18 protein-coding genes are annotated in these 20,480 nt (G+C 55.4%); 7 read left to right on the top strand and 11 right to left on the bottom strand.

The features are described from left to right. Positions 1 to 14 precede the first annotated feature (14 nt). The 3 genes from rpsI to zapE form a co-directional block, all read right to left on the bottom strand. Positions 15 to 407, bottom strand: coding sequence for a 30S ribosomal protein S9 (gene rpsI, locus RHN82_RS12080; protein ID WP_003860436.1), 393 nt, complete (start codon positions 405 to 407; stop codon positions 15 to 17). 15 nt (positions 408 to 422) lie between these two features. Next, the gene (rplM, locus tag RHN82_RS12075; RefSeq protein ID WP_003860434.1) at positions 423 to 851 is read right to left on the bottom strand and encodes a 50S ribosomal protein L13; all 429 of its coding nucleotides are present in this window, start codon (positions 849 to 851) and stop codon (positions 423 to 425) included. 349 nt (positions 852 to 1,200) lie between these two features. Continuing rightward, on the bottom strand, positions 1,201 to 2,325 hold the full coding sequence (gene zapE / locus RHN82_RS12070; protein ID WP_047051253.1) for a cell division protein ZapE: 1,125 nt from the start codon (positions 2,323 to 2,325) through the stop codon (positions 1,201 to 1,203). 189 nt (positions 2,326 to 2,514) lie between these two features. On the opposite strand from zapE, the gene zapG reads away from it, so the two are divergent. The 3 genes from zapG to degS all read left to right on the top strand — a co-directional run bounded on the left by zapG (position 2,515) and on the right by degS (position 5,611). Next, positions 2,515 to 2,913: a Z-ring associated protein ZapG gene (zapG, locus tag RHN82_RS12065; protein ID WP_003860432.1), complete on the top strand. Its 399-nt coding sequence runs from the start codon at positions 2,515 to 2,517 to the stop codon at positions 2,911 to 2,913. A gap of 170 nt (positions 2,914 to 3,083) precedes the next feature. Further along, the gene (gene degQ, locus RHN82_RS12060) at positions 3,084 to 4,451 is read left to right on the top strand and encodes a serine endoprotease DegQ (protein ID WP_047051254.1); all 1,368 of its coding nucleotides are present in this window, start codon (positions 3,084 to 3,086) and stop codon (positions 4,449 to 4,451) included. 92 nt (positions 4,452 to 4,543) lie between these two features. After that, positions 4,544 to 5,611: an outer membrane-stress sensor serine endopeptidase DegS gene (degS, locus tag RHN82_RS12055; RefSeq protein ID WP_003860430.1), complete on the top strand. Its 1,068-nt coding sequence runs from the start codon at positions 4,544 to 4,546 to the stop codon at positions 5,609 to 5,611. 51 nt (positions 5,612 to 5,662) lie between these two features. Here the strand turns inward: degS and mdh are convergent, their stop codons facing one another. Continuing rightward, on the bottom strand, positions 5,663 to 6,601 hold the full coding sequence (mdh, locus tag RHN82_RS12050) for a malate dehydrogenase (RefSeq protein WP_047051255.1): 939 nt from the start codon (positions 6,599 to 6,601) through the stop codon (positions 5,663 to 5,665). A 397-nt stretch (positions 6,602 to 6,998) separates the two neighbouring features. On the opposite strand from mdh, the gene argR reads away from it, so the two are divergent. Further along, positions 6,999 to 7,469, top strand: coding sequence for a transcriptional regulator ArgR (gene argR / locus RHN82_RS12045; protein ID WP_003860428.1), 471 nt, complete (start codon positions 6,999 to 7,001; stop codon positions 7,467 to 7,469). Between the two features lie 378 nt (positions 7,470 to 7,847). Then, positions 7,848 to 8,111 (top strand): peroxide/acid stress response protein YhcN, encoded by a 264-nt coding sequence (gene yhcN, locus RHN82_RS12040; protein WP_006812160.1) that lies wholly within the window; start codon positions 7,848 to 7,850, stop codon positions 8,109 to 8,111. A gap of 59 nt (positions 8,112 to 8,170) precedes the next feature. Here the strand turns inward: yhcN and RHN82_RS12035 are convergent, their stop codons facing one another. The 5 genes from RHN82_RS12035 to aaeX form a co-directional block, all read right to left on the bottom strand. Then, a complete protein-coding gene (locus tag RHN82_RS12035) occupies positions 8,171 to 8,443 on the bottom strand; it encodes a barstar family protein (protein WP_047051256.1) in 273 nt (90 codons plus the stop codon). Positions 8,444 to 8,488: 45 nt separating this feature from the next. Beyond that, positions 8,489 to 9,943: an NAD-dependent succinate-semialdehyde dehydrogenase gene (locus RHN82_RS12030; RefSeq protein ID WP_047051257.1), complete on the bottom strand. Its 1,455-nt coding sequence runs from the start codon at positions 9,941 to 9,943 to the stop codon at positions 8,489 to 8,491. A gap of 86 nt (positions 9,944 to 10,029) precedes the next feature. Continuing rightward, positions 10,030 to 11,997, bottom strand: coding sequence for a p-hydroxybenzoic acid efflux pump subunit AaeB (gene aaeB, locus RHN82_RS12025; RefSeq protein ID WP_047051258.1), 1,968 nt, complete (start codon positions 11,995 to 11,997; stop codon positions 10,030 to 10,032). Positions 11,998 to 12,002: 5 nt separating this feature from the next. After that, positions 12,003 to 12,935 (bottom strand): p-hydroxybenzoic acid efflux pump subunit AaeA, encoded by a 933-nt coding sequence (aaeA, locus tag RHN82_RS12020; RefSeq protein WP_003860417.1) that lies wholly within the window; start codon positions 12,933 to 12,935, stop codon positions 12,003 to 12,005. Positions 12,936 to 12,942: 7 nt separating this feature from the next. Further along, the gene (gene aaeX, locus RHN82_RS12015; RefSeq protein WP_003860416.1) at positions 12,943 to 13,146 is read right to left on the bottom strand and encodes a p-hydroxybenzoic acid efflux pump operon protein AaeX; all 204 of its coding nucleotides are present in this window, start codon (positions 13,144 to 13,146) and stop codon (positions 12,943 to 12,945) included. A gap of 179 nt (positions 13,147 to 13,325) precedes the next feature. Between aaeX and aaeR the strand changes: the two genes are divergently transcribed. Together aaeR and RHN82_RS12005 are read left to right on the top strand one after the other, a co-directional pair. Next, positions 13,326 to 14,252, top strand: coding sequence for an HTH-type transcriptional activator AaeR (aaeR, locus tag RHN82_RS12010; RefSeq protein ID WP_003860415.1), 927 nt, complete (start codon positions 13,326 to 13,328; stop codon positions 14,250 to 14,252). Positions 14,253 to 14,471: 219 nt separating this feature from the next. Beyond that, positions 14,472 to 15,086: a YagU family protein gene (locus tag RHN82_RS12005; protein ID WP_047051259.1), complete on the top strand. Its 615-nt coding sequence runs from the start codon at positions 14,472 to 14,474 to the stop codon at positions 15,084 to 15,086. A 45-nt stretch (positions 15,087 to 15,131) separates the two neighbouring features. On the opposite strand, the gene tldD is transcribed toward RHN82_RS12005, so the two are convergent. Together tldD and yhdP are read right to left on the bottom strand one after the other, a co-directional pair. Then, complete coding sequence (gene tldD / locus RHN82_RS12000; RefSeq protein ID WP_045340029.1) at positions 15,132 to 16,577, bottom strand: metalloprotease TldD; 1,446 nt, start codon at positions 16,575 to 16,577, stop codon at positions 15,132 to 15,134. Positions 16,578 to 16,661: 84 nt separating this feature from the next. Continuing rightward, positions 16,662 to 20,468 carry an AsmA2 domain-containing protein YhdP gene (gene yhdP, locus RHN82_RS11995; RefSeq protein WP_047051260.1) on the bottom strand — a complete coding sequence of 1,269 codons (3,807 nt, stop codon included), beginning with the start codon at positions 20,466 to 20,468 and terminating at the stop codon, positions 16,662 to 16,664. Positions 20,469 to 20,480 lie beyond the last annotated feature (12 nt).

Raw genomic sequence — 20,480 nt, 5'->3', positions numbered from 1 at the left:
GTAAGCAGAATGGATTAACGTTTGGAGAACTGTGGACGACGACGTGCTTTACGCAGACCCACTTTCTTACGTTCAACCTGACGAGCGTCACGAGTAACGAAGCCAGCTTTACGCAGTTCAGAACGCAGGGATTCGTCGTACTCCATCAGCGCGCGGGTGATACCGTGACGGATCGCACCTGCCTGACCGGAGATACCACCACCTTTAACGGTGATGTACAGATCCAGTTTTTCTACCATATCAACCAGTTCCAGCGGCTGGCGAACTACCATGCGGGCAGTTTCGCGACCGAAGTATTGTTCCAGAGAACGCTGGTTGATTACGATTTTACCACTGCCCGGTTTGATGAAAACGCGAGCTGCGGAACTTTTGCGGCGACCAGTGCCGTAGTATTGATTTTCAGCCATTGCCTATAATCCCGATTAGATGTCAAGAACTTGCGGTTGCTGTGCCGCGTGGTTGTGCTCGTTGCCTGCGTAAACTTTCAGTTTACGGAACATAGCACGACCCAGCGGGCCTTTTGGCAGCATGCCTTTAACCGCGATTTCAATCACACGCTCAGGACGGCGGGCAATCATCTCTTCAAAGGTCGCTTCTTTGATACCACCGATGTGGCCGGTGTGGTGGTAGTACATTTTGTCAGTACGCTTGTTGCCGGTAACAGCAACTTTGTCAGCGTTCAGAACGATGATGTAATCACCGGTATCAACGTGCGGAGTGTATTCCGCTTTATGCTTACCGCGCAGGCGACGAGCCAGTTCAGTAGCCAGACGGCCCAGAGTTTTACCGGTCGCGTCAACAACATACCAGTCGCGCTGTACGGTTTCTGGTTTAGCTGTAAAAGTTTTCATTAAAAGCTTACCCAAATAATAAGTTACACGTTGGTGAACACCCAAACGTTTAGTCAGTTGAGGTTCACACGACAAAGTCCGGCAAACCTACCCCTTCGAATAGCACATGCCGACACATAGAAAGTTTCGGGAAAAAAACCTTCTCGTAACGTGGGGTCGCAAGATTATAGAGAAGTTGAGGTCAAAGATCGACCCTTAAATGTGATTTGGAATGGGTTTTTCGGGGTCAGGTATTGTGCGGTCTGGTGCCCTCACCCCCAGCCCCTCTCCCACAGGGAGAGGGTAGCGTTTGTTAAGGCCTGATGCCCTCACCCCCGGCCCCTCTCCCACGGGGAGAGGGGAGCATTTATTATGGCATATGCTCACGCTTGAGGTACTCTTCGCTCTGCATCTCTTGCAGGCGCGACAGGCAGCGCTGGAACTCAAACTTCAGGCGCTCGCCCTGATAAACCTCATATAAAGGCACCTCGGCGCTGACCACCAGCTTAACGTGGCGCTCGTAAAACTCATCTACCAGCGCGATGAAGCGGCGCGCTTCGCTCTCCATGAGTGGGGTCATGACGGGCACATCCCACAACATAACGGTATGGAACAGACGCGAAAGCGCAATGTAGTCATGCTGGCTGCGGGCGTCCACGCAGAGCGTAGAGAACGAGACGGCCAGCGTCTGATTCTCTACGCCAAGCGTCGGCAAAGGACGATGATTAATCTCCAGCGCTGGCGCGTTACCCCGCGGCGCCCCCGCCAGCGCCAGCCACAGTTTATCCATCTCGCGGGCTGTGTCGGCGTTCAACGGCGAAAGCCACAGGTGTGCCTGCGTTAATGTGCGCAGACGATAATCGACGCCAGCATCGACGTTCATGATGTCGCAGTGCTGTTTGATAGCATCAATGGCTGGCAGGAAACGCGCCCGCTGGAGACCATTGCGATAAAGCTCATCCGGCGGGATATTGGAGGTCGCCACTAGGGTGATCCCACGCGCAAACAGCGCTTTCATGAGTCCCCCCAGCAGCATGGCGTCCGTAATATCAGAAACAAAGAACTCGTCGAAACAGAGCACGTCCGTTTCCGCCTTAAAGCGATCGGCCACGATGTCCAGCGGGTCGGTTTCGCCCTGGAGCGCCGTCAGCTCTTCATGGACCCGCAGCATAAAACGGTGAAAGTGCAGACGCTGCTTACGCGTGCCGGGCAGGCTCTGGTAGAACATGTCCATCAGCCAGGTCTTACCCCGCCCAACGCCGCCCCACATATATAAGCCACGAACCGGTGCGTTTACCGTGGGCTCTTTTTTGCCCAGCAAACGGCCGAATGCCGCCTTCAGCCCACTGCTCTGCACCGCATCGGCGGGTTTCGCCAGAAGTTCCTGATAAATCGTGTTCAGGCGGTTAACCGCTTCACGCTGGACATCATCCGGCTGGTGTGTGCCCTCGCTCAGGGCCAGTTGATAACGCGATGAAGGGGACAGGTTTTGCATGATGTTGTTGTTATTCCTTTAGTTAAACCTCACCAGCGCGCGTGGCTGATGAAAAAAAGGCCGTTCTACACTACGCGATGATACGTCAGGATTCCACTTCTGCGGAAATAGCGGTTATAGTGGCATAATCAGGCACAGGCAGGAGCCGAGCCAACACCCTACGGAACAACAAGACAACGGGAGAAGTTCATGACCTGGGAATATGCGCTAATCGGTTTAGTCGTCGGCATCATCATTGGTGCTGTGGCCATGCGTTTCGGTAACCGCAAATTGCGTCAGCAGCAGTCACTGCAATACGAACTGGAAAAGAACAAAGCCGAACTGGAAGAGTATCGCGAAGAGCTGGTCAGCCACTTTGCCCGTAGCGCTGAGCTGCTGGACAACATGGCGACAGATTATCGCCAGCTCTACCAGCACATGGCGAAAAGCTCCAGCAGCCTGCTGCCGGAAATGACCGCGGAGACCAACCCCTTCCGCAATCGTCTGGCGGATTCTGAAGCCGGAAACGATCAGGCACCGGTTCAGATGCCACGCGACTATTCAGACGGCGCGTCCGGCCTGCTGCGCGGTGGCGTAAAACGCGATTAATCGCACAACCTGAATAAATTTTACGGGCGCACCTTATGCGCCCGTCCTTTCTTCCCGTCCCCAGCTATTATTTAGTCAAACACCTCATTGTTCAGCGGTTGAAAATTCAATAACATCAAGATGTTTTTGGGGCCGTTCTTTTTCATTCCAGGATACGAGAGTCAGCATCGATGAAGAAAAAAAACCAGCTGTTGAGCGCCTTAGCGTTAAGTGTCGGGTTATCTCTCTCGGCGTCCTTCCCCTCCAGTGCGGCACTGCCTTCGCAGGTGCCTGGACAAGAAGCCATTCCCAGCCTTGCGCCGATGCTTGAAAAAGTCCTGCCTGCGGTAGTCAGCGTTCAGGTGGAAGGGACGGCACGCCAAAGCCAGCGTATTCCCGAAGAGCTGAAGAAATATTTTGGCGAAGACGCGCCGGATCAGCAGGCTCAGCCGTTTGAAGGTCTGGGCTCAGGGGTGATTATCGACGCGGCCAAGGGCTATATCCTGACCAATAACCACGTGATCAGCCAGGCCGATAAAATCAGCGTTCAGCTGAACGATGGCCGGGAGTTTGACGCCAAACTGATCGGCGGTGACGATCAGAGTGATATCGCCCTGCTACAGGTGCAAAACCCCAGCAATCTGACCCAGATCGCCATTGCAGATTCCGATAAGCTACGCGTCGGTGATTTTGCCGTCGCGGTCGGTAACCCGTTCGGCTTAGGCCAAACCGCCACCTCCGGGATTGTCTCCGCCCTGGGGCGCAGCGGCCTGAATCTCGAAGGGCTGGAAAACTTCATCCAGACCGATGCCTCCATCAACCGGGGCAACTCCGGCGGTGCGCTGCTTAATCTGAACGGCGAGCTGATCGGCATCAACACCGCTATCCTCGCGCCAGGCGGCGGCAGCATCGGGATTGGTTTTGCCATTCCGAGTAACATGGCGAAAACCCTGTCTCAACAGCTGATTCAGTTTGGCGAGGTTAAGCGCGGTCTGCTGGGCATCAAAGGCATGGAGATGAGCGCCGATATCGCCAAAGCCTTTAAGCTCAACGTCCAGCGCGGGGCGTTTGTCAGCGAAGTGCTGCCCAACTCAGGCTCTGCAAAAGCGGGCGTGAAATCCGGCGATGTTATTGTCAGCCTGAACGATAAACCACTGAGCAGCTTCGCTGAATTACGGTCACGCATTGCCACCACGGAGCCGGGCGCTAAAGTGAAGCTGGGCCTGATCCGCGAGGGCAAACCGCTGACCGTGGAAGTGACGCTGGATAAGAGCACCTCCTCTTCCGCCAGCGCAGAACAGATCTCCCCGGCTCTACAGGGCGCTACGCTGAGCGACGGTCAGCTTAAAAACGGCACGAAAGGCATTTCTGTCACTACCGTTGAAAAGAGCAGCCCGGCCGCGCAGGCAGGTTTGCATCAGGACGACGTGATCGTGGGCGTGAACCGCACTCGCGTGCAGTCTATTGCCGAAATGCGTAAGGTGCTGGAGAGTAAACCGGCGGTCATTGCCCTGCAAATTATCCGTGGCAACGATACCCTCTACATTTTACTGCGTTAACCATTTGCGACTCCGGGCATCGCCGCTGCGTGTGATGTCCGGATAACTCATGTTATGCTGCAAACCGTTCCTTTTTTAACGACACACGCATCATGCTTTTAAAGCTCTTTCGTTCAATTGTCATTGGTTTGATCGTTGCCGGTCTGCTGCTGGTGGCTATGCCATCTTTACGCCAGTTCAACAAACTGTCGGCTCCTCAGTTCGACAGCACGGATGAAACGCCTGCGACGTACAATCAGGCGGTACGCCGTGCCGCCCCCGCCGTGGTTAACGTCTATAACCGCGGGCTTAACAGTTCCGCTCATAACCAGCTGGAGATCCGCACGCTCGGTTCCGGTGTGATCATGGATGACCGGGGCTACATCATCACCAATAAACACGTCATTAACGATGCCGACCAGATTATCGTCGCCTTGCAGGATGGCCGCGTGTTTGAAGCCCTGCTGGTGGGGTCGGACAGTCTGACCGACCTGGCGGTGCTGAAGATCAACGCCACGGGCGGTCTGCCGACTATCCCGATTAATCGCAAACGAACGCCGCACATCGGCGATGTGGTGCTGGCGATCGGTAACCCGTACAACCTGGGCCAGACCATCACTCAGGGGATCATCAGCGCGACCGGTCGAATCGGCCTGAACCCGTCAGGGCGGCAGAACTTCCTGCAAACCGACGCCTCGATCAACCACGGTAACTCCGGCGGTGCGCTGGTGAACTCTCTGGGCGAACTGATGGGCATTAACACCCTCTCCTTCGACAAGAGCAACGACGGCGAAACGCCGGAAGGGATTGGCTTTGCCATTCCGTTCCAGCTGGCGACCAAGATCATGGACAAGCTGATCCGCGATGGCCGCGTGATCCGTGGCTACATCGGTATTGGCGGGCGTGAAATCGCGCCGATGCATACGCAGGGCGGTGGTATCGATCAGATCCAGGGGATTGTGGTCAACGAAGTGGCGCCCGGCGGCCCGGCGGCCAATGCAGGTATCCAGGTGAACGACGTTATCCTTTCCGTCAACGGTACGCCAGCGGTCTCTGCGCTGGAAACCATGGACCAGGTGGCTGAGATTCGCCCGGGCTCCATCATCCCTGTTGAAGTCATGCGTAATGACAAGAAGCTGACGATTCAGGTCACCATTCAGGAATACCCGGCCACTAACTGACGGGCATAAAAAAACGGAGCTTAGTGCTCCGTTTTTTTTACCGGGACAAGATCACTTGTTAACGAATTCTTCGCCCAGCGTGATGTCTTTCTTCAGCGTATCCAGCATGCCTTCCATCGCGTTTTGCTCAAACGCGCTCAGCGTACCGATAGACTTACGCTCTTCAACACCGTTTTTACCCAGTAGCAGCGGCTGAGAGAAGAAGCGCGCGTGTTCACCGTCGCCTTCAACATAGGCGCATTCAACAACGCCTTTTTCGCCCTGCAACGCGCGAACCAGAGACAGGCCGAAACGTGCCGCCGCCTGGCCCATAGACAGGGTTGCAGAACCGCCACCCGCCTTCGCTTCCACCACTTCGGTGCCTGCGTTCTGAATACGTTTGGTCAGGTCAGCCACTTCCTGCTCGGTAAAGCTCACGCCCGGGATCTGCGACAGCAGAGGCAGGATGGTCACGCCAGAGTGACCGCCGATAACCAGCACTTCCACTTCCGTTGGCTGCTTGCCTTTCAGCTCAGCCACGAAGGTATTGGAGCGGATGATATCCAGCGTAGTTACGCCGAACAGTTTGTTCTTGTCGTAAACGCCTGCTTTCTTCAGCACTTCTGCTGCGATGGCAACGGTGGTGTTCACCGGGTTGGTGATGATCCCGATGCACGCTTTCGGGCAGGTTTCAGCGATCTGCTGAACCAGGTTTTTCACGATGCCCGCGTTGACGTTGAACAGGTCTGAACGATCCATACCCGGTTTACGTGCAACACCCGCGGAGATCAGCACCACGTCGGCACCCTGCAACGCAGGACGCGCATCTTCACCGGAGAAGCCTTTGATTTTCACAGCTGTCGGGATGTGGCTCAGGTCAACCGCCACACCTGGGGTTACCGGAGCAATATCGTACAGGGAGAGTTCTGAGCCTGAAGGCAGTTGGGTTTTCAGTAGTAGGGCAAGCGCCTGGCCGATACCACCAGCAGCGCCGAGGACTGCGACTTTCATCCTAAACTCCTTATTATGGTTAACTTAAGTATCTGTAACTCCGTTGCGGCGACCATAATTCAGCACGTCATTAATTACAATTTTCATCGCTAAAGAATTTGAGGTCGCACGTCTTTCGCCTTCACCTGAATGCTATCGGGCTGTAGGCAACAACGAATTAAGAGGGGGTTACAATACACCCTGCCACGCCACCAAAACAACATCATTTTGATAACATTTAATTTACTTTTAAGGTTATTTGCGCGGCGTGACCCAGGCATGTTTTCCGATAACGAAATCTGATAAAATCTCTCCCTTTCATAACATTATTTCAGCCTGCCGCCAGGCAGATAATTTGCATAAAAATTCATCCACATGCATAATAATGTTGTTTCTATCGTCATATTCCGGGTGACTTATGCGAAGCTCGTCTAAGCAAGAAGAATTAGTGAAAGCGTTTAAAGCGCTACTCAAAGAAGAGAAATTCAGTTCTCAGGGAGAAATTGTTCAGGCGTTGCAGGAACAAGGCTTCGACAACATCAACCAGTCGAAGGTCTCTCGCATGTTAACCAAGTTTGGAGCGGTGCGTACGCGCAACGCCAAAATGGAAATGGTTTATTGCCTGCCTGCTGAGCTTGGCGTGCCAACGACCTCCAGCCCGCTGAAAAACCTGGTTCTGGACATCGACTATAACGATGCCGTGGTCGTGATCCACACCAGCCCGGGCGCAGCCCAGTTGATTGCCCGCCTGCTGGATTCGCTGGGTAAAGCAGAGGGGATCCTCGGGACCATCGCGGGTGATGACACCATTTTTACCACTCCGGCAAATGGTTTCTCGGTGAAAGACCTCTACGAAGCGATTCTGGTTCTGTTCGAACAGGAGCTGTAATTGTCTGCCCCGTAGCGCCTGGCTACGGGGATCATTCTGCTGTTTCCGCGTTTTACCCTGCTTTTCTCTGCCTGCTGCTTTTGCAAATAGTGCTTTTTACCGCCTGTTAACATTCATTCAGTGAATGATCTGCCGCAAGATCGCACAAAAAATCAAATTCGCCTATCCATTTGATTTACAGATTAAAAAACCACAAACCTCGCACTTTAGCGCCCTTTTTTATGCATTCTCGTTATAAAAATTAATTTTTTTAACACGTAATAACAGACGAAACCATTAGTCTGGTATTAATTTTTTGCGTGATTAGTGTATACTTGATTTTGTGATGAGGGTCACAGAACAAAGACCCCAGTAAAATAATTGACGAGGTAAATAATCATGAAAATTAAAACCACTGTAGCTGCCCTGAGCGTACTGTCAGTCCTGTCATTCGGTGCGTTTGCAGCCGACACTATTAATGCTGAACAGGCACAATCCCGTCAGGCTATCGGGACTGTTTCTGTTGGCGCCATCGGTACGTCTCCGATGGACATGCACGAAATGCTGAACAAAAAAGCGGAAGAACAGGGTGCGTCATCCTATCGCATCATCGAAGCGCGCAGTGGCGACCACTGGCACGCTACCGCAGAACTGTACAAATAAACCCTCGTCGTATCTCATCATACGACTTGCCCCTGACCTCCCGGTCAGGGGCTTTTTTATCACTGGCGCACGTTGAAACGCAGTTGCCCTTCCAGCTCCTCCTCCGCTTCATCAAACAGTAAAATCAATGCGCCAAAGCGTCTGCGCAGTTTTTCAGGCAGATGGGTAAATTCGATTTCCAGCGGTAACGGCAGATGATCGCCGGTAACCACATCCCACAGCATATCAAGATTGCTTACGCTGCCCCGCTCCAGGTCGAACGCCCGAATAAACTCGCGATAGAAGTCTTCCTGACTCTCAATTTCGTCAAAATCAAAGGTATAAATTTTCATTGCCAGCCACCCGGTACAGGCGGGCGGCAAATGCCGCCCTGTCTATTATAATCCCCCAATATGCAGGGTTTTGACTTCCAGAAACTCCTCCAGCCCCAGCACGGACCCCTCACGGCCCAGCCCGGACTCTTTTACGCCCCCAAACGGACCCAGCTCGGTCGACACAGCACATTCGTTAATTCCGATCATGCCGCTCTCAATGGCCTGTGAGACGCGGAACACGCGCGAAAGATTCTGGGTATAAAAGTAGGCTGCCAGCCCGTAAGGCGTATTGTTAGCGCGCATAACCACTTCGTCTTCCGACGTGAAGCGGAAGCAGGCGGCAACGGGACCAAAGGTCTCCTCTTCTGCCAGCTTCATGCCTTCATGGCAGTCACCGAGTACGGTTGGCATCCAGAAGTTGCCGCCAAGTTCGTGCGGTTTACCCCCAGCCAGCACCGTGGCGCCCTTCGCTACCGCATCTTCGACGTGCTCACGCACTTTCTCGATAGCCGAAGGCTCAATCAGCGGGCCGACAACGACGCCCTCGTCCAGACCGTTACCCACCTTCAGCGCCTTCACCGCATCGGCAAGTTGATTGACGAACTTGTCATAGACCGTCTCCTGAATATAGAAACGGTTTACGCTGACGCAGACCTGCCCGGCGTTACGGAACTTATTGGCGATCGCCCCTTTGACGGCGGCTTCAATATCCGCGTCCTCGAAAACGATATACGGCGCATTACCACCCAGCTCCATCGATACTTTTTTCATGGTCTCTGCGGAATTGCGAACCAGCGTTTTCCCGACGGCGGTTGACCCCGTAAATGAGATTTTGCGCACGTCATGGCTGGCCATAATGGCGTCGCTAATTTCTGAGGTGCTCCCCGCGACCGCATTCAGCACACCGTCCGGCACACCGGCCTGCTTCGCCAGCGTCAGCAGCGCAAAGGCGCTCAGCGGCGTGTTGTTTGCAGGCTTGATGACGCCGGTACATCCTGCTGCCAGCGCCGGGCCAAGCTTACGGGTGAGCATAGCCATCGGGAAGTTCCATGGCGTAATAGCAGCAACCACCCCGACAGGTTCACGAGTGGCCAGAATACGGGAGCCGGGTTTAACCGGAGGAATGATTTCACCATTGGCGCGCTTGGCCTGCTCGGCAAACCACTGAATGAAGCTGGCAGCGTAGTCCACCTCACCTTCAGCCTCTTTCAGCGGCTTGCCCTGCTCGGTGGTCATCAGCCGCCCGAGCCAGCTTTTGTTCTCGATAATCAGTTCATACCAGCGATAGAGGATCGCGGAACGCTCTTTTGCCGTTTTTGCGCGCCATGCGGGAAAGGCCTTCGTCGCGGCCGCAATGGCCTCTTCGGTTTCGGCTTTCCCTGCTTTCGCCACTTTCGCAACCACCTCACCCGTGGCCGGGTTTAGCACATCAAACGTGGTGTCGAGTGTTTTCCAGATACCGTTAACCAGATACCCGGTCTGAAAAAGAATACTGTCCTGAAGAGCCTGGGTTGTCATGTGTCCTCCCTTCCTGAATGTTTGAACCTGCAAGAATAAGTATAGCCACAAAAAAACCGACGCTTTTGGCGTCGGTTTTCTCTTCGTTAGCTGTCTGTCAGCGCATTCTGGTAGCGGCGCAGCATAAACACCAGCCGCTCTACCGGCTCGGTAACCTGCGGCGGCGCTTCCCAGATCCGCAGTTTCTCCTGGTAGATATCCAGCTCCTCCAGCAGTTGCTTAAAGTAGCGGCGACGTTTGTCATCACTCGATGCCGATATCACATGGTCCGCCGTTCGCCGTAGCTGGCGGTGGAAGGCGGACAAATCATCGTTGATCGGCACTGGCGCGTTCCGCAGACGCTGGTGCGCGATAATCATGATTAACGCCAGGCGGAAGCGGGCGACATCGCCCGGGAATTTATTCAGCAACAGGAACAACTGCTGATAGAGCGCCGGCAGGTGGTTCTCCTTGCGCCGCGCGGTGTTGGTGGTCAAGGACGATACGGCGGCCGACACAAACTGATTCAGAAGTACGCGCCCTGTCCGCGCCTGAGAGTTATCCCGCACCAGCAGGATCACCATCATCGCCAGGAAACAGCCCACCAGCTGACCTAATGCGCTATCCAGGAACTGGCTGAAATGGAAGGTCATCGGGTTATCCAGCACGATGATGTTAATCGTGCTCGCCAGCGCGCCTAACGATCCCAGACGGCGTTTTTGTACCTCGATCCCGATAAAGAACGCCATCACCGCCAGGCTGATGCAGAGCAAAAGCATGCTTTGCTGCGTCGAGGGAATAATCACCAGGAAGTAGAGCGCGCCAATGGGTAACGCTGCAATGGTGCCGTACAGAAAATCGATCGCGACCATGCGTGGGTTGGGCAGACGCATCGCCAGCGCGGTGACGACGGCAATCATCACCATCGCGCCGCTGCCGGACGTCCAGCCGGTCCACAGCCAGAACAGCGTGCCGAGTATACAGGCCAGGGTGGTACGCCAGAAGTTAACCATCGCATGGTGGCGCTCGGCGGATTCCGGTTTGATCACCACTTCGCCCTGTAACACCTCTTCTTCCGCCGCACTGATTTTGGTGTTGCTAATCACGCCGCGTTTCAGGAGCAGGTAGCGCGTTGCGGCGCCTACCCAGGTATAAATGGTGACTGGCGTATCCCGTTCTCCCGTCCAGGCAATCACACGACGCATGCGTTTGAGCTGTCGATGCACGTCCTGCACCGTCTCCACGGGCTCATCAAACAGTTCGCGGAAGGTATCCGTTACCACTTCGGGGCGGGTGTTCTGAATCAGGTAGGTTTCACACGCCTGGGTGATCAGCGTTAACGAGACGGTATTGATCGCTTTCAGACGACGATTGGCCCGCTCCCAGCGGGAAGACTCCATGTTGAGATTACTGCGCATCCCTTCCAGCGCCTGCGTGCGGCGCACCAGCGCGCTCCAGGCCTTGTCGACCTCTTCGCTGTCGCCGTGCTTAATGCACAGCTGCATAAGCTGGTACTGGGCAACAATCAGCGCGTCCAGCTCACGATCGACTTCCTGCTTGATGGATCGCGGAGAGAAAAGCAGATCTGCGACAATCGCGCAGACGATACCAATGACAATCTCACTGCAACGTTCCACGGCGAACTGCGGAGCAAGCAGCGGTTCACTCTGAATAGTGATGATAATAATCAGCGCGGTATATCCCGCCAGACCCCAGGCGTACGAGTTCTCCACCTTCACCAGCGAAGAGACCCAGGTGCAAAAACCCGCCCAGATACAGCACACAATCAGCATCAGCAGCGGCGTGCGGATCATCAGGATGATAATGGTCAGGGCGGCGATACAGCCGATAAAGGTGCCGATAATACGCAGCATCCCGCGATAGCGAATTGCCCCGGAGTAAGGTTCGCCACCCGCCGCGAAGGCTGGACCGGCGGCGACGATCGCGGCGGTCAGAACGGCCCAGCGCGGCGTTTCAAGCTGGAAATGGAAGCCAACAAACAGCGCCAGCACAATGGCGCATGCCAGCTTCACGGCGAAGCGGATGTGCTGGCTGGCGATGGAAAAAATGCCCATAGCGATCAACCAAACTCGCGCAGGCGATGGGCGATTTGACGGAAGATCGAATCCTGGCTGGCATCACGGTCTTTTTCTCCCGTGATCACCACCGTCGCCGTGGTGCCTGCGGGCCAGAGGTTGCTCTGCTGCTCATCCAGACGAATGCGTACCGGTACGCGCTGCGCCAGGCGTACCCACTCGAGATTAGAATCGACGGTCGCCATCCCTTTTGAATCATTGGTACTGCTGGAGTTGGTCACCCCCGCGGCCACGCTGTCCACGGTTCCTTTCAGGACCCGGTTGCTGCCGAGCGGCGTGATTTCGGCGCGATAGCCCGGACGCACGCCTTCCAGCTTGGTCTCTTCCATATAGGCGAGGACGTAGAAAGAGTTCTGTTTCACCAGCGCCACGGCCGTAGAACCGCGCGTGATAAACTCACCCGCATAGACGTTGAGGTTGGTCACCCAGCCATCGGACGGGGCGCGGATAACGGTACGTTCCAGATCGAGCTTCGCCAGATCGCGCGTCGCCTGCGCTTTTGCCAGCTGATGCAGCACGGTTTGCAGCACGTTATTGGACTGGTCAATCTCTTCCCGGGACATGGCCTGGATGCCCAGCTTGTTACGGCGACCTGCTTCACGGCGTTTTTCAGAGGCCAGCGCGTTGTAATACGCCACGTCGGCTTCCGCTTCTTCCAGCGCTTTTTGATAGCGCGGCTGGTCGATGGTGAACAGTACCTGATCTTTTTTCACCAGTTGGTTATCGTGGACGTTGACCGCCGTAATGAGACCGGCGACATCGGGCGCTATCGCGACCACCTCCGCGCTGAAACGCGCATCGCGCGTCCACGGGGATTCGGTGTAATAAACCCAGGCGCGAAAAATAGCGATGAACGCCAGGATGACCAGCGCCATAGTGATGGCAGTGCGGGAGATTTTTCTTGTTAGCGTTTTCACATCAACCTCAGACAAACATGCGCGATATTAAATAGAACAGACAGCAATACAGCGCGGTATTGAACAATGCAGGATGCCAGACGAAATCATAAATCCCGGTAGGGACCAGCACCTTGCGCACCAGCCAGAAGATCGCCAGTGATAAAAGAAGCTCGAAAAATATCGGTGGGAACGACAAACCGAACACCACGATAACGGGAAACAGACTCATGTTGACCTTGATTAAAGAGAGTGCAGGTTACTGGATTTTTAAGCTCGCGCCGCCGCAGGAGAGCAAGAATTGCCGGGCGAGAGTGGCGCAGCCGTTATGTAATTAATAATATATTAACGTAACTGTTATGCTGTTATCTATCATATGTGATCTAAATCACTTTTAAGCCAGAGTGAATAATGGAACGTCTAAAACGCATGTCCGTCTTTGCGAAAGTGGTTGAGCAAGGCTCTTTTACCGCCGCAGCACGTCAGCTACAAATGAGCGTCTCATCCATTAGCCAGACAGTGTCAAAACTGGAAGATGAGCTTCAGGTGAAGCTGCTCAACCGCAGCACCCGTAGCATTGGGCTGACGGAAGCGGGTAAAATTTACTATCAGGGCTGCCGTCGAATGCTGCATGAGGTGCAGGACGTTCACGAGCAGCTCTATGCCTTTAACAACACCCCTATCGGCACGCTGCGTATCGGGTGTTCTTCAACTATGGCACAAAATGTTCTCGCTGCCATGACGGCGGAAATGCTGAAAGAGTACCCCGGTTTAACCGTTAATCTGGTTACGGGCATTCCGGCACCGGATCTGATTGCCGATGGGTTAGACGTGGTGATCCGCGTTGGCGCGTTGCAGGACTCAAGCCTGTTCTCGCGTCGACTGGGCAGCATGCCGATGGTGGTCTGCGCGTCGAAAAGCTATCTGGCACAGTATGGCGTGCCGGAAAAACCTGCCGACCTGAGCAACCACTCGTGGCTGGAATACAGCGTTCGGCCAGATAACGAATTTGAACTGATCGCCCCGGAAGGGCTTTCCACTAAACTGCTGCCTGAAGGCCGCTTCGTGACCAACGATCCGATGACCATCTCACGCTGGCTGGTGGCCGGGGCCGGGATCGCCTACGTACCGCTGATGTGGGTGATCAACGAGATCAACAGCGGCGTGCTGGAGATCCTCTTCCCGCGCTACCAGTCCGATCCGCGTCCGGTGTACGCGCTCTATACCGAAAAGGACAAGCTGCCGCTGAAGGTGCAGGTCTGTATTAACTATCTGACGGACTATTTTGTGGAAGTGGCGGAGCTGTTTCAGGGCATGCGGGGCAGAAGGAAGGAATAATCACTTTATTCCTGAACGTAAATGACAGATGAATATAAACAGGATGAATCCCTTGTTCATTCAGGAATATTCTTTCGCCACTATCAGGAATCGATAATTGACACTCCCGCCGTCACCCCATTACTTTATATGCAGTCTGCTCGTCAGACTGTTATTAATTTGTTGCTGATATGAATAATAAAATGCATTCCGCAGGATGACGTTAAACAAGGAAAAAAAATGAATCTGTTTGAACAAACACCGCCTTCACGCAGGCGCTATGGACTCGCCGCGTTCATCGGTTTAATAGCAGGGATCGTCTCCGCTTTTGTCAAATGGGGAGCCGAAGTGCCACTTCCGCCACGCAGTCCCACCGATTTATTCACCGCCGCATGCGGACCTGAGCAATTAATAAGAGCCGCAAGTCAGATTGACTGTTCCCGCAATTTTTTAAACCCTCCCTATGTATTTTTACGTGACTGGCTGGGCGTTGTTGATCCTAACGCAGCAGTTTATACATTTGCCGGACATATATTTAACTGGGTCGGCGTAACCCATATTATTTTCTCAATCGTCTTCGCTGTGGGGTATTGCGTCGTTGCGGAAGTCTTCCCGAAAATTAAACTCTGGCAAGGTTTGCTGGCGGGTGCGTTAGCCCAGCTTTTTGTGCATATGATCTCCTTCCCGCTGATGGGTCTGACGCCACCGCTGTTTGAATTGCCGTGGTATGAACACGTGTCAGAGATCGTGGGACATCTGGTCTGGTTCTGGTCGATCGAAATTATTCGTCGTGACTTGCGTAACCGCATTACTCACGAGCCTGATCCCGAGATCCCGCTGGGTAACTTACGTTAAAAAAAAGGCGCTACCGATGTAGCGCCTTTTTTATGCATCCTAAGATCAGGCCGTGCCGCCCACCGTCAGATTATCCACTTTCAGCGTCGGCTGACCGACGCCCACAGGCAGGCTCTGGCCCTCTTTGCCGCAAACGCCCACGCCGTTATCCAGCTTCAGGTCGTTACCAACCATGGAGATCTGCTGCATGGCCTCAATACCGGAGCCAATCAGGGTTGCGCCCTTCACCGCTTTGGTCACTTTGCCCTTCTCAATCAGATACGCCTCTGAGGTAGAGAAGACAAATTTGCCGGAGGTGATATCCACCTGACCGCCACCAAAGTTTGGCGCGAAGATACCGTAATCAACGGATTCGATAATCTCCTGCGGCGTGGATTTGCCCGGCAGCATGTAAGTGTTGGTCATGCGCGGCATCGGCAGGTGCGCGTAGGATTCGCGACGGCCGTTACCCGTTGGCGCTACGCCCATCAGCCGTGCGTTAAGCTTGTCCTGCATGTAGCCTTTCAGTACGCCATTTTCGATCAGCACGTTGTACTGACCCGGCGTACCTTCATCGTCGACAGAAATTGAGCCGCGACGGTCGAGCATGGTGCCATCATCCACCACGGTACACAGTTCGGAGGAGACAAGCTGCCCCATCTGACCGCTGAATACGGACGTCCCGCGACGGTTGAAATCACCTTCCAGGCCGTGACCGACCGCTTCGTGCAGCAGCACGCCCGGCCAGCCTGCGCCCAGTACCACCGGCAACGTACCGGCGGGTGCAGCCACGGCAGACAGGTTGACCAGCGCCATGCGCACGGCTTCTTTTGCCCATGCATCCGCGCGGGCTTCGCCGTCAACATCGCCCAGGAACCAGTCATAGCCAAAACGACCGCCGCCACCGCTTGAGCCGCGCTCGCGCTTGCCGTCGTCTTCAACCTGCACGCTGATAGAGAGACGCACCAGCGGGCGAACATCCGCCGCCAGGGTACCGTCCGTCGCCGCCACCAGGATCAGTTCATAAACCCCGGTCAGGCTGGCAGAGACTTCCTGCACACGCTTGTCCGCCGCGCGAGCCACTTTGTCCACGCGACGCAGGATGTCCAGCTTCTCCTCGCGGCTCATGCTTTGCAGCGGGTCGATGCTGGTATAGAGCGCAGCGTGCTGCACTTCACCCAGCGTTTTCACCCGTCCGTCGCCCGTATCGCGCACAATGGTTCGCGCCGCCTGCGCGCTCTGCTCCAGCGCGGCCAGGCTTATCTGGTCTGCATAGGCAAAACCGGTTTTTTCGCCGCTGACGGCGCGCACGCCGACGCCCTGGTCAATGTTATAAGAGCCATCTTTAATGATGCTGTCTTCTAAAACCCAGGATTCGTGATAGCTCGACTGGAAATAGAGATCGCCGTAGTCGAGGCGGCGTTCGGTCAGTTGACCAAGAATTGAGAACAGGTCCTGATGGCTCAGGCCGTTCGCTGCGAGCAAATGTTCACTTACCAGGTTCAGACTCATCGTATTGCTACTCGTTCGTTGCCGCCCGTGGCGGTATAAAGATCGTATTTATTGAGAGTGAGGCAATTACATGCCCACGTCAAATCATTGCTGTGCTTCTTTGCGCGGCTGGCGCAGCACCTCATTAATCTGTGGTTTATCAACCGGCCCGGTAATGCGATAGCGCAGAATCGAGACTTTGCTCCAGAGCGGCCCCAGCACTTTACTGGCCGCAAACACCGCCGCACCGACAATCGGGTTAACCACAAAGGCCGCCGCCACGCCCACGCTTGCGGAAATTTCCGGCGCCACCACGGCCTCCATATCCAGCTCGCGGCGCACGAGATCCACTGACCCTTTCATCGCGATATCCGCTTCCAGGCCGTCCACCAGCGTGTCGTCGGTGTGCAGAACGCCGTCTTTGATCCACGCCGTGCTGCGAATGGAATCGTAATAGAAACCTTCGCTGAAGGTGTCGCTAAAGTCGAAGCGCAGCTTGCGCAGCAGCGCGTCAAAACTCAGCAGACGCAGGATCTGCCCGGCGCGCCCCGTGCTCACATCGGCAATCTCACCCTTACCGAAGTTGGTTTTCAGGATGCCGTTAAGCGAAGCTTCATCGGGTGTCCATGGCGCAGCGCGCCAGTGCAGATCGTAATTCACATCGAAGGACGATCCGCGCAGCGGCGTGCTGATGCCGAAGAAGTTAGCCGCGGCGTCCAGCTTGTTGCCTTTAATATCGCCCTTCAGCGAGGTGCGCTGTTCACCCGGTTTGTTCACCCATTCGCCAGCGGCAGTCATGCGGCCAAAGCCGGTATCCACCAACCCGCCAGTGAGGCTCAGCGTATTGCCCTGAATAGCAAAATCACCGTCGATACGGCCATATTTTTGCCCCCACAGCCAGCACTCCGCACAGCGCAGCTGGAGATCGGGCCAGCCGCTGAAATCCACGCGCGACGTTCCACTGCCACTGACAGGAGAAGCGCTTGTCGACTGTGCTTTAGACGCCGTAAAGGTCGGATTGTAATAGAGATAACGGATAGCCGCCTGCCATGGCGCGTGATCGCGCATGGTCAACGAACCGTTGATCTCACGCCCCTGCGCCTCGACCTTTGAGCCGTTTACCGTCGGCCGGGAGACAATACTCAGGTTGTTCCACTGCTGCCCGCCCAGCCTCAGCGCAGGCGTGCGCAAGGTAATGGACTGCGGGAACTGCGCCGTTTGGTCGACGTTTTGCCCGACACCTTTCTGGAACAGTGCCAGCCACTCTGCGCCATCCATCGGCGGGAGATTCAGTTCAACGCCCGCCTGCTCCGGCAGCGGCGGCGTGGTACGGCTGTCCGTCGTCCAGATCGCCCTGTCCAGCGTCAGCTTGCGGTTAAGCAGCCAGCGGCTGTTGAAGTGGTTTGTTCCGCCAGCGTTTCCGGTTAAATCGAAGCTGTTGAGGTTGCCCACAACCTTAACGTTGACGGGCAATGCTTCACCGCTTTTCTTATTCAGCGGCGCGGGAATCTGGCTGCTGAGGTTTTTCAGATCGCCCGTAATGTCGACGTTATAGCGCGCACCGGCATGATAAGGCAGGTCGATGGCGACCTTGCCATTCCATGACACCGCGCCGTCCACCGCATTCTCAATCGGCTTCGGCAGAACATCCATGCGTGACGGCTGCCAGTTCGCGTCCATATTGACCGCCACCTGGTAGGCTTTATCGCCCTCAATGGTGGAGAAATCGATATTGACGGGTTGATTGAACCAGGTCGCTTTCAGCGGCTCACTTTTCAGCGTGCCGTTAACAAAGCTGAACTGACCGCTGAGGTTGTTCAGCGTGCTGTCCAGCGGCTTGATATAGAGGCTGTTGTTATTAAGGCGAACGTCACCTTTGGCGGTGGTCATTTCACCGTCCAGCGGGATATCCAGATGTAAGCGAGCATTCACATCGCCATCTAATTGCAACTGCTGAAGGGTGGCTGCCAGGGAGTCATTCAGCGGCGTATCTTCAAAGTACGGGCCAACCGCTTTACCCGGCCCCTTAATATCCGCATCAATCAGCAGTTTCTCTTTGGAGTAATCCGGGATGTTTGCCGTCAGGTTGCTTGCCGTTACGCCGCCCAGCGCAACGCTGTCCGTCTTCATCCACAGGCCGTCATTCAGGAAGTTGAGTTCAATATCCAGATTCTTCAGCGCCGGCCAGTCCGGCTGGAAGGCATAGGTGGCGTTGCGTAGCGGCACCAGAACCTGGAACTGGCCTTCGTTGTGCTTATACGGGAACAGGTGCGGGTTGCCGCCGTAGACCAGCGTGGCGTTATCCGCCTGGCCGCCCTGAATGGCGCCGCTGAGATAGTCCACCAGCGCTTTCCCCATCAGGTTTTCCGGGAAATAGCGCCACGCCTGTGAACCGTCATCCGTGCTGATGCCCGCCAGAATACCCAGCCACGGCTCATCGCCTTCAGGCTGTAGATAACGGAAATTACCGCGCGCGTGGACCGCTTTGGCTTTTACATCAATATCGCGGCCATCGAGCTGAAAACCTTTGTCATTCTTCAGCCAGTTGAGGGTGGCATTTCCCTTTTCGATCTCCAGTGGCGCACGGAAGACCGTTTCGTACGGCATTTTCGCGTCCTGCATTTCTGCCGTCAGCCTGCCGTTTTCCACGCTTCCTTCCAGTTTACCGCTGAAGTGCTCGGCACCCGGCAGCAGTTTCCACTGTTTCCATGCGAGATTTTTCCATGCCGCCTGAAAACGCGTCTTTTCCGTGGCCTGGAGCGGAATATCCAGCGCCAGCCGGTTTATCTGCCCGCTCGGCTGCGTCGCCAGCCAGATTTCGCCCAGCTCCGGGGAGAGTTTTGCGGCCATTGAACGCAGCCCTTCGATCGCCGTCAGATCCAGGTTACTGGCGCGGATACGCAACTCGTCGCTGCGTTTACCGTTTATCCCGCCGACGTCCTGCTCCGGCATCCACGCCAGCGTCAGCGCGCCGCGCGGCCAGGGTTTGTTATCCATGGAGATGCGCGTATCCGGGATAGCGAACTGCCAGCCGCCTTTATCCTGCGTCACGTGTGCGGTGAGGTTATCGACGGAAAGTTGATGCTGATGGTTTTCCCCCTTCCAGCTCGCGCCCCCCTGCTTAAGCCAGATATCGCCGCTGGCGAACGCCCCGTTCGTCAGGGTCATCCAGCCTTCCAGGCTGAAGCGCGCGGTTTCCAGCTGCATGTTCTGCTGTAGCCACTCACCGAGCCACGGCTTCACGTCCACGTCGTCCGCCTGTAGCCACACCCTGCCGTTGTTCAGCAGGCCATTGTCGTCGCGCAGATCCATCCGCACCTGCATAACGCCGTGCTGCCCGTTCAGGCTGGAGAGATTCACCTGCCCCTCGGCGCGGTGGCGATCTTTCCCGTTTAACCAGGTCAGCTGTGGGATCGCCAGCTCAGCGCGCTGCCCGGAAAGGGTAATAAAGCTCACTTCGCTGTCGCGCAGATCGAAATGATCGAACTGGCGGAGGAAGAGATCGCTGAAGCGGTTGGCTTCCAGACCCTGATTATTATCACCGCCCGTCAGCGGAGTATTGGTCAGAAACTGAAGTTGATAAAAGGTGAGATCGCGAAACTGCCAGCGCAGATGCAGCAGGCTTTGCCAGACATCCAGCGCCAGGGTGACGCGTTTGATTTTGAGGTTGCCGCCATCTTTCAGGCTGGCGCGGATATCGCGCGCATCAAGCGTCGGGCCAAAGTTCTGCCAGCTTGCCTCGATATGGCTCACGTCCACTGGCAGGCCGGTGGCGGATTCGATTTTTGCCAGGATCTGCGGACGCCAGCTGTCCAGATGCGGCAAGGCGAGACGCAGCCCGCTCACGAGCAACGCGACAATCACGACCAGCGTTGCCCCTGTAAGCAGTAAAATCCCCGGCAATCGCCTCACGCGTCTCTCCTT

The organism is Enterobacter cloacae complex sp. EB5 (assembly GCF_031432835.1).
GTDB lineage: Bacteria > Pseudomonadota > Gammaproteobacteria > Enterobacterales > Enterobacteriaceae > Enterobacter > Enterobacter hormaechei_C.
Note: the sequence above shows the minus strand (reverse complement) of the source record. Positions and strands in the feature narration are given on the sequence as shown.

Coding starts and splice junctions, on each gene's coding strand:
- degQ (WP_047051254.1), top strand. CDS start 3,084: ATGAAGAAAAAAAACCAGCTGTTGAGCGCCTTAGCGTTAAGTGTCGGG.
- RHN82_RS12030 (WP_047051257.1), bottom strand. CDS start 9,943: ATGACAACCCAGGCTCTTCAGGACAGTATTCTTTTTCAGACCGGGTAT.
- zapE (WP_047051253.1), bottom strand. CDS start 2,325: ATGCAAAACCTGTCCCCTTCATCGCGTTATCAACTGGCCCTGAGCGAG.
- zapG (WP_003860432.1), top strand. CDS start 2,515: ATGACCTGGGAATATGCGCTAATCGGTTTAGTCGTCGGCATCATCATT.
- aaeR (WP_003860415.1), top strand. CDS start 13,326: ATGGAACGTCTAAAACGCATGTCCGTCTTTGCGAAAGTGGTTGAGCAA.
- mdh (WP_047051255.1), bottom strand. CDS start 6,601: ATGAAAGTCGCAGTCCTCGGCGCTGCTGGTGGTATCGGCCAGGCGCTT.
- yhcN (WP_006812160.1), top strand. CDS start 7,848: ATGAAAATTAAAACCACTGTAGCTGCCCTGAGCGTACTGTCAGTCCTG.
- rplM (WP_003860434.1), bottom strand. CDS start 851: ATGAAAACTTTTACAGCTAAACCAGAAACCGTACAGCGCGACTGGTAT.
- argR (WP_003860428.1), top strand. CDS start 6,999: ATGCGAAGCTCGTCTAAGCAAGAAGAATTAGTGAAAGCGTTTAAAGCG.
- RHN82_RS12035 (WP_047051256.1), bottom strand. CDS start 8,443: ATGAAAATTTATACCTTTGATTTTGACGAAATTGAGAGTCAGGAAGAC.
- rpsI (WP_003860436.1), bottom strand. CDS start 407: ATGGCTGAAAATCAATACTACGGCACTGGTCGCCGCAAAAGTTCCGCA.
- aaeX (WP_003860416.1), bottom strand. CDS start 13,146: ATGAGTCTGTTTCCCGTTATCGTGGTGTTCGGTTTGTCGTTCCCACCG.
- aaeB (WP_047051258.1), bottom strand. CDS start 11,997: ATGGGCATTTTTTCCATCGCCAGCCAGCACATCCGCTTCGCCGTGAAG.
- tldD (WP_045340029.1), bottom strand. CDS start 16,577: ATGAGTCTGAACCTGGTAAGTGAACATTTGCTCGCAGCGAACGGCCTG.
- degS (WP_003860430.1), top strand. CDS start 4,544: ATGCTTTTAAAGCTCTTTCGTTCAATTGTCATTGGTTTGATCGTTGCC.
- RHN82_RS12005 (WP_047051259.1), top strand. CDS start 14,472: ATGAATCTGTTTGAACAAACACCGCCTTCACGCAGGCGCTATGGACTC.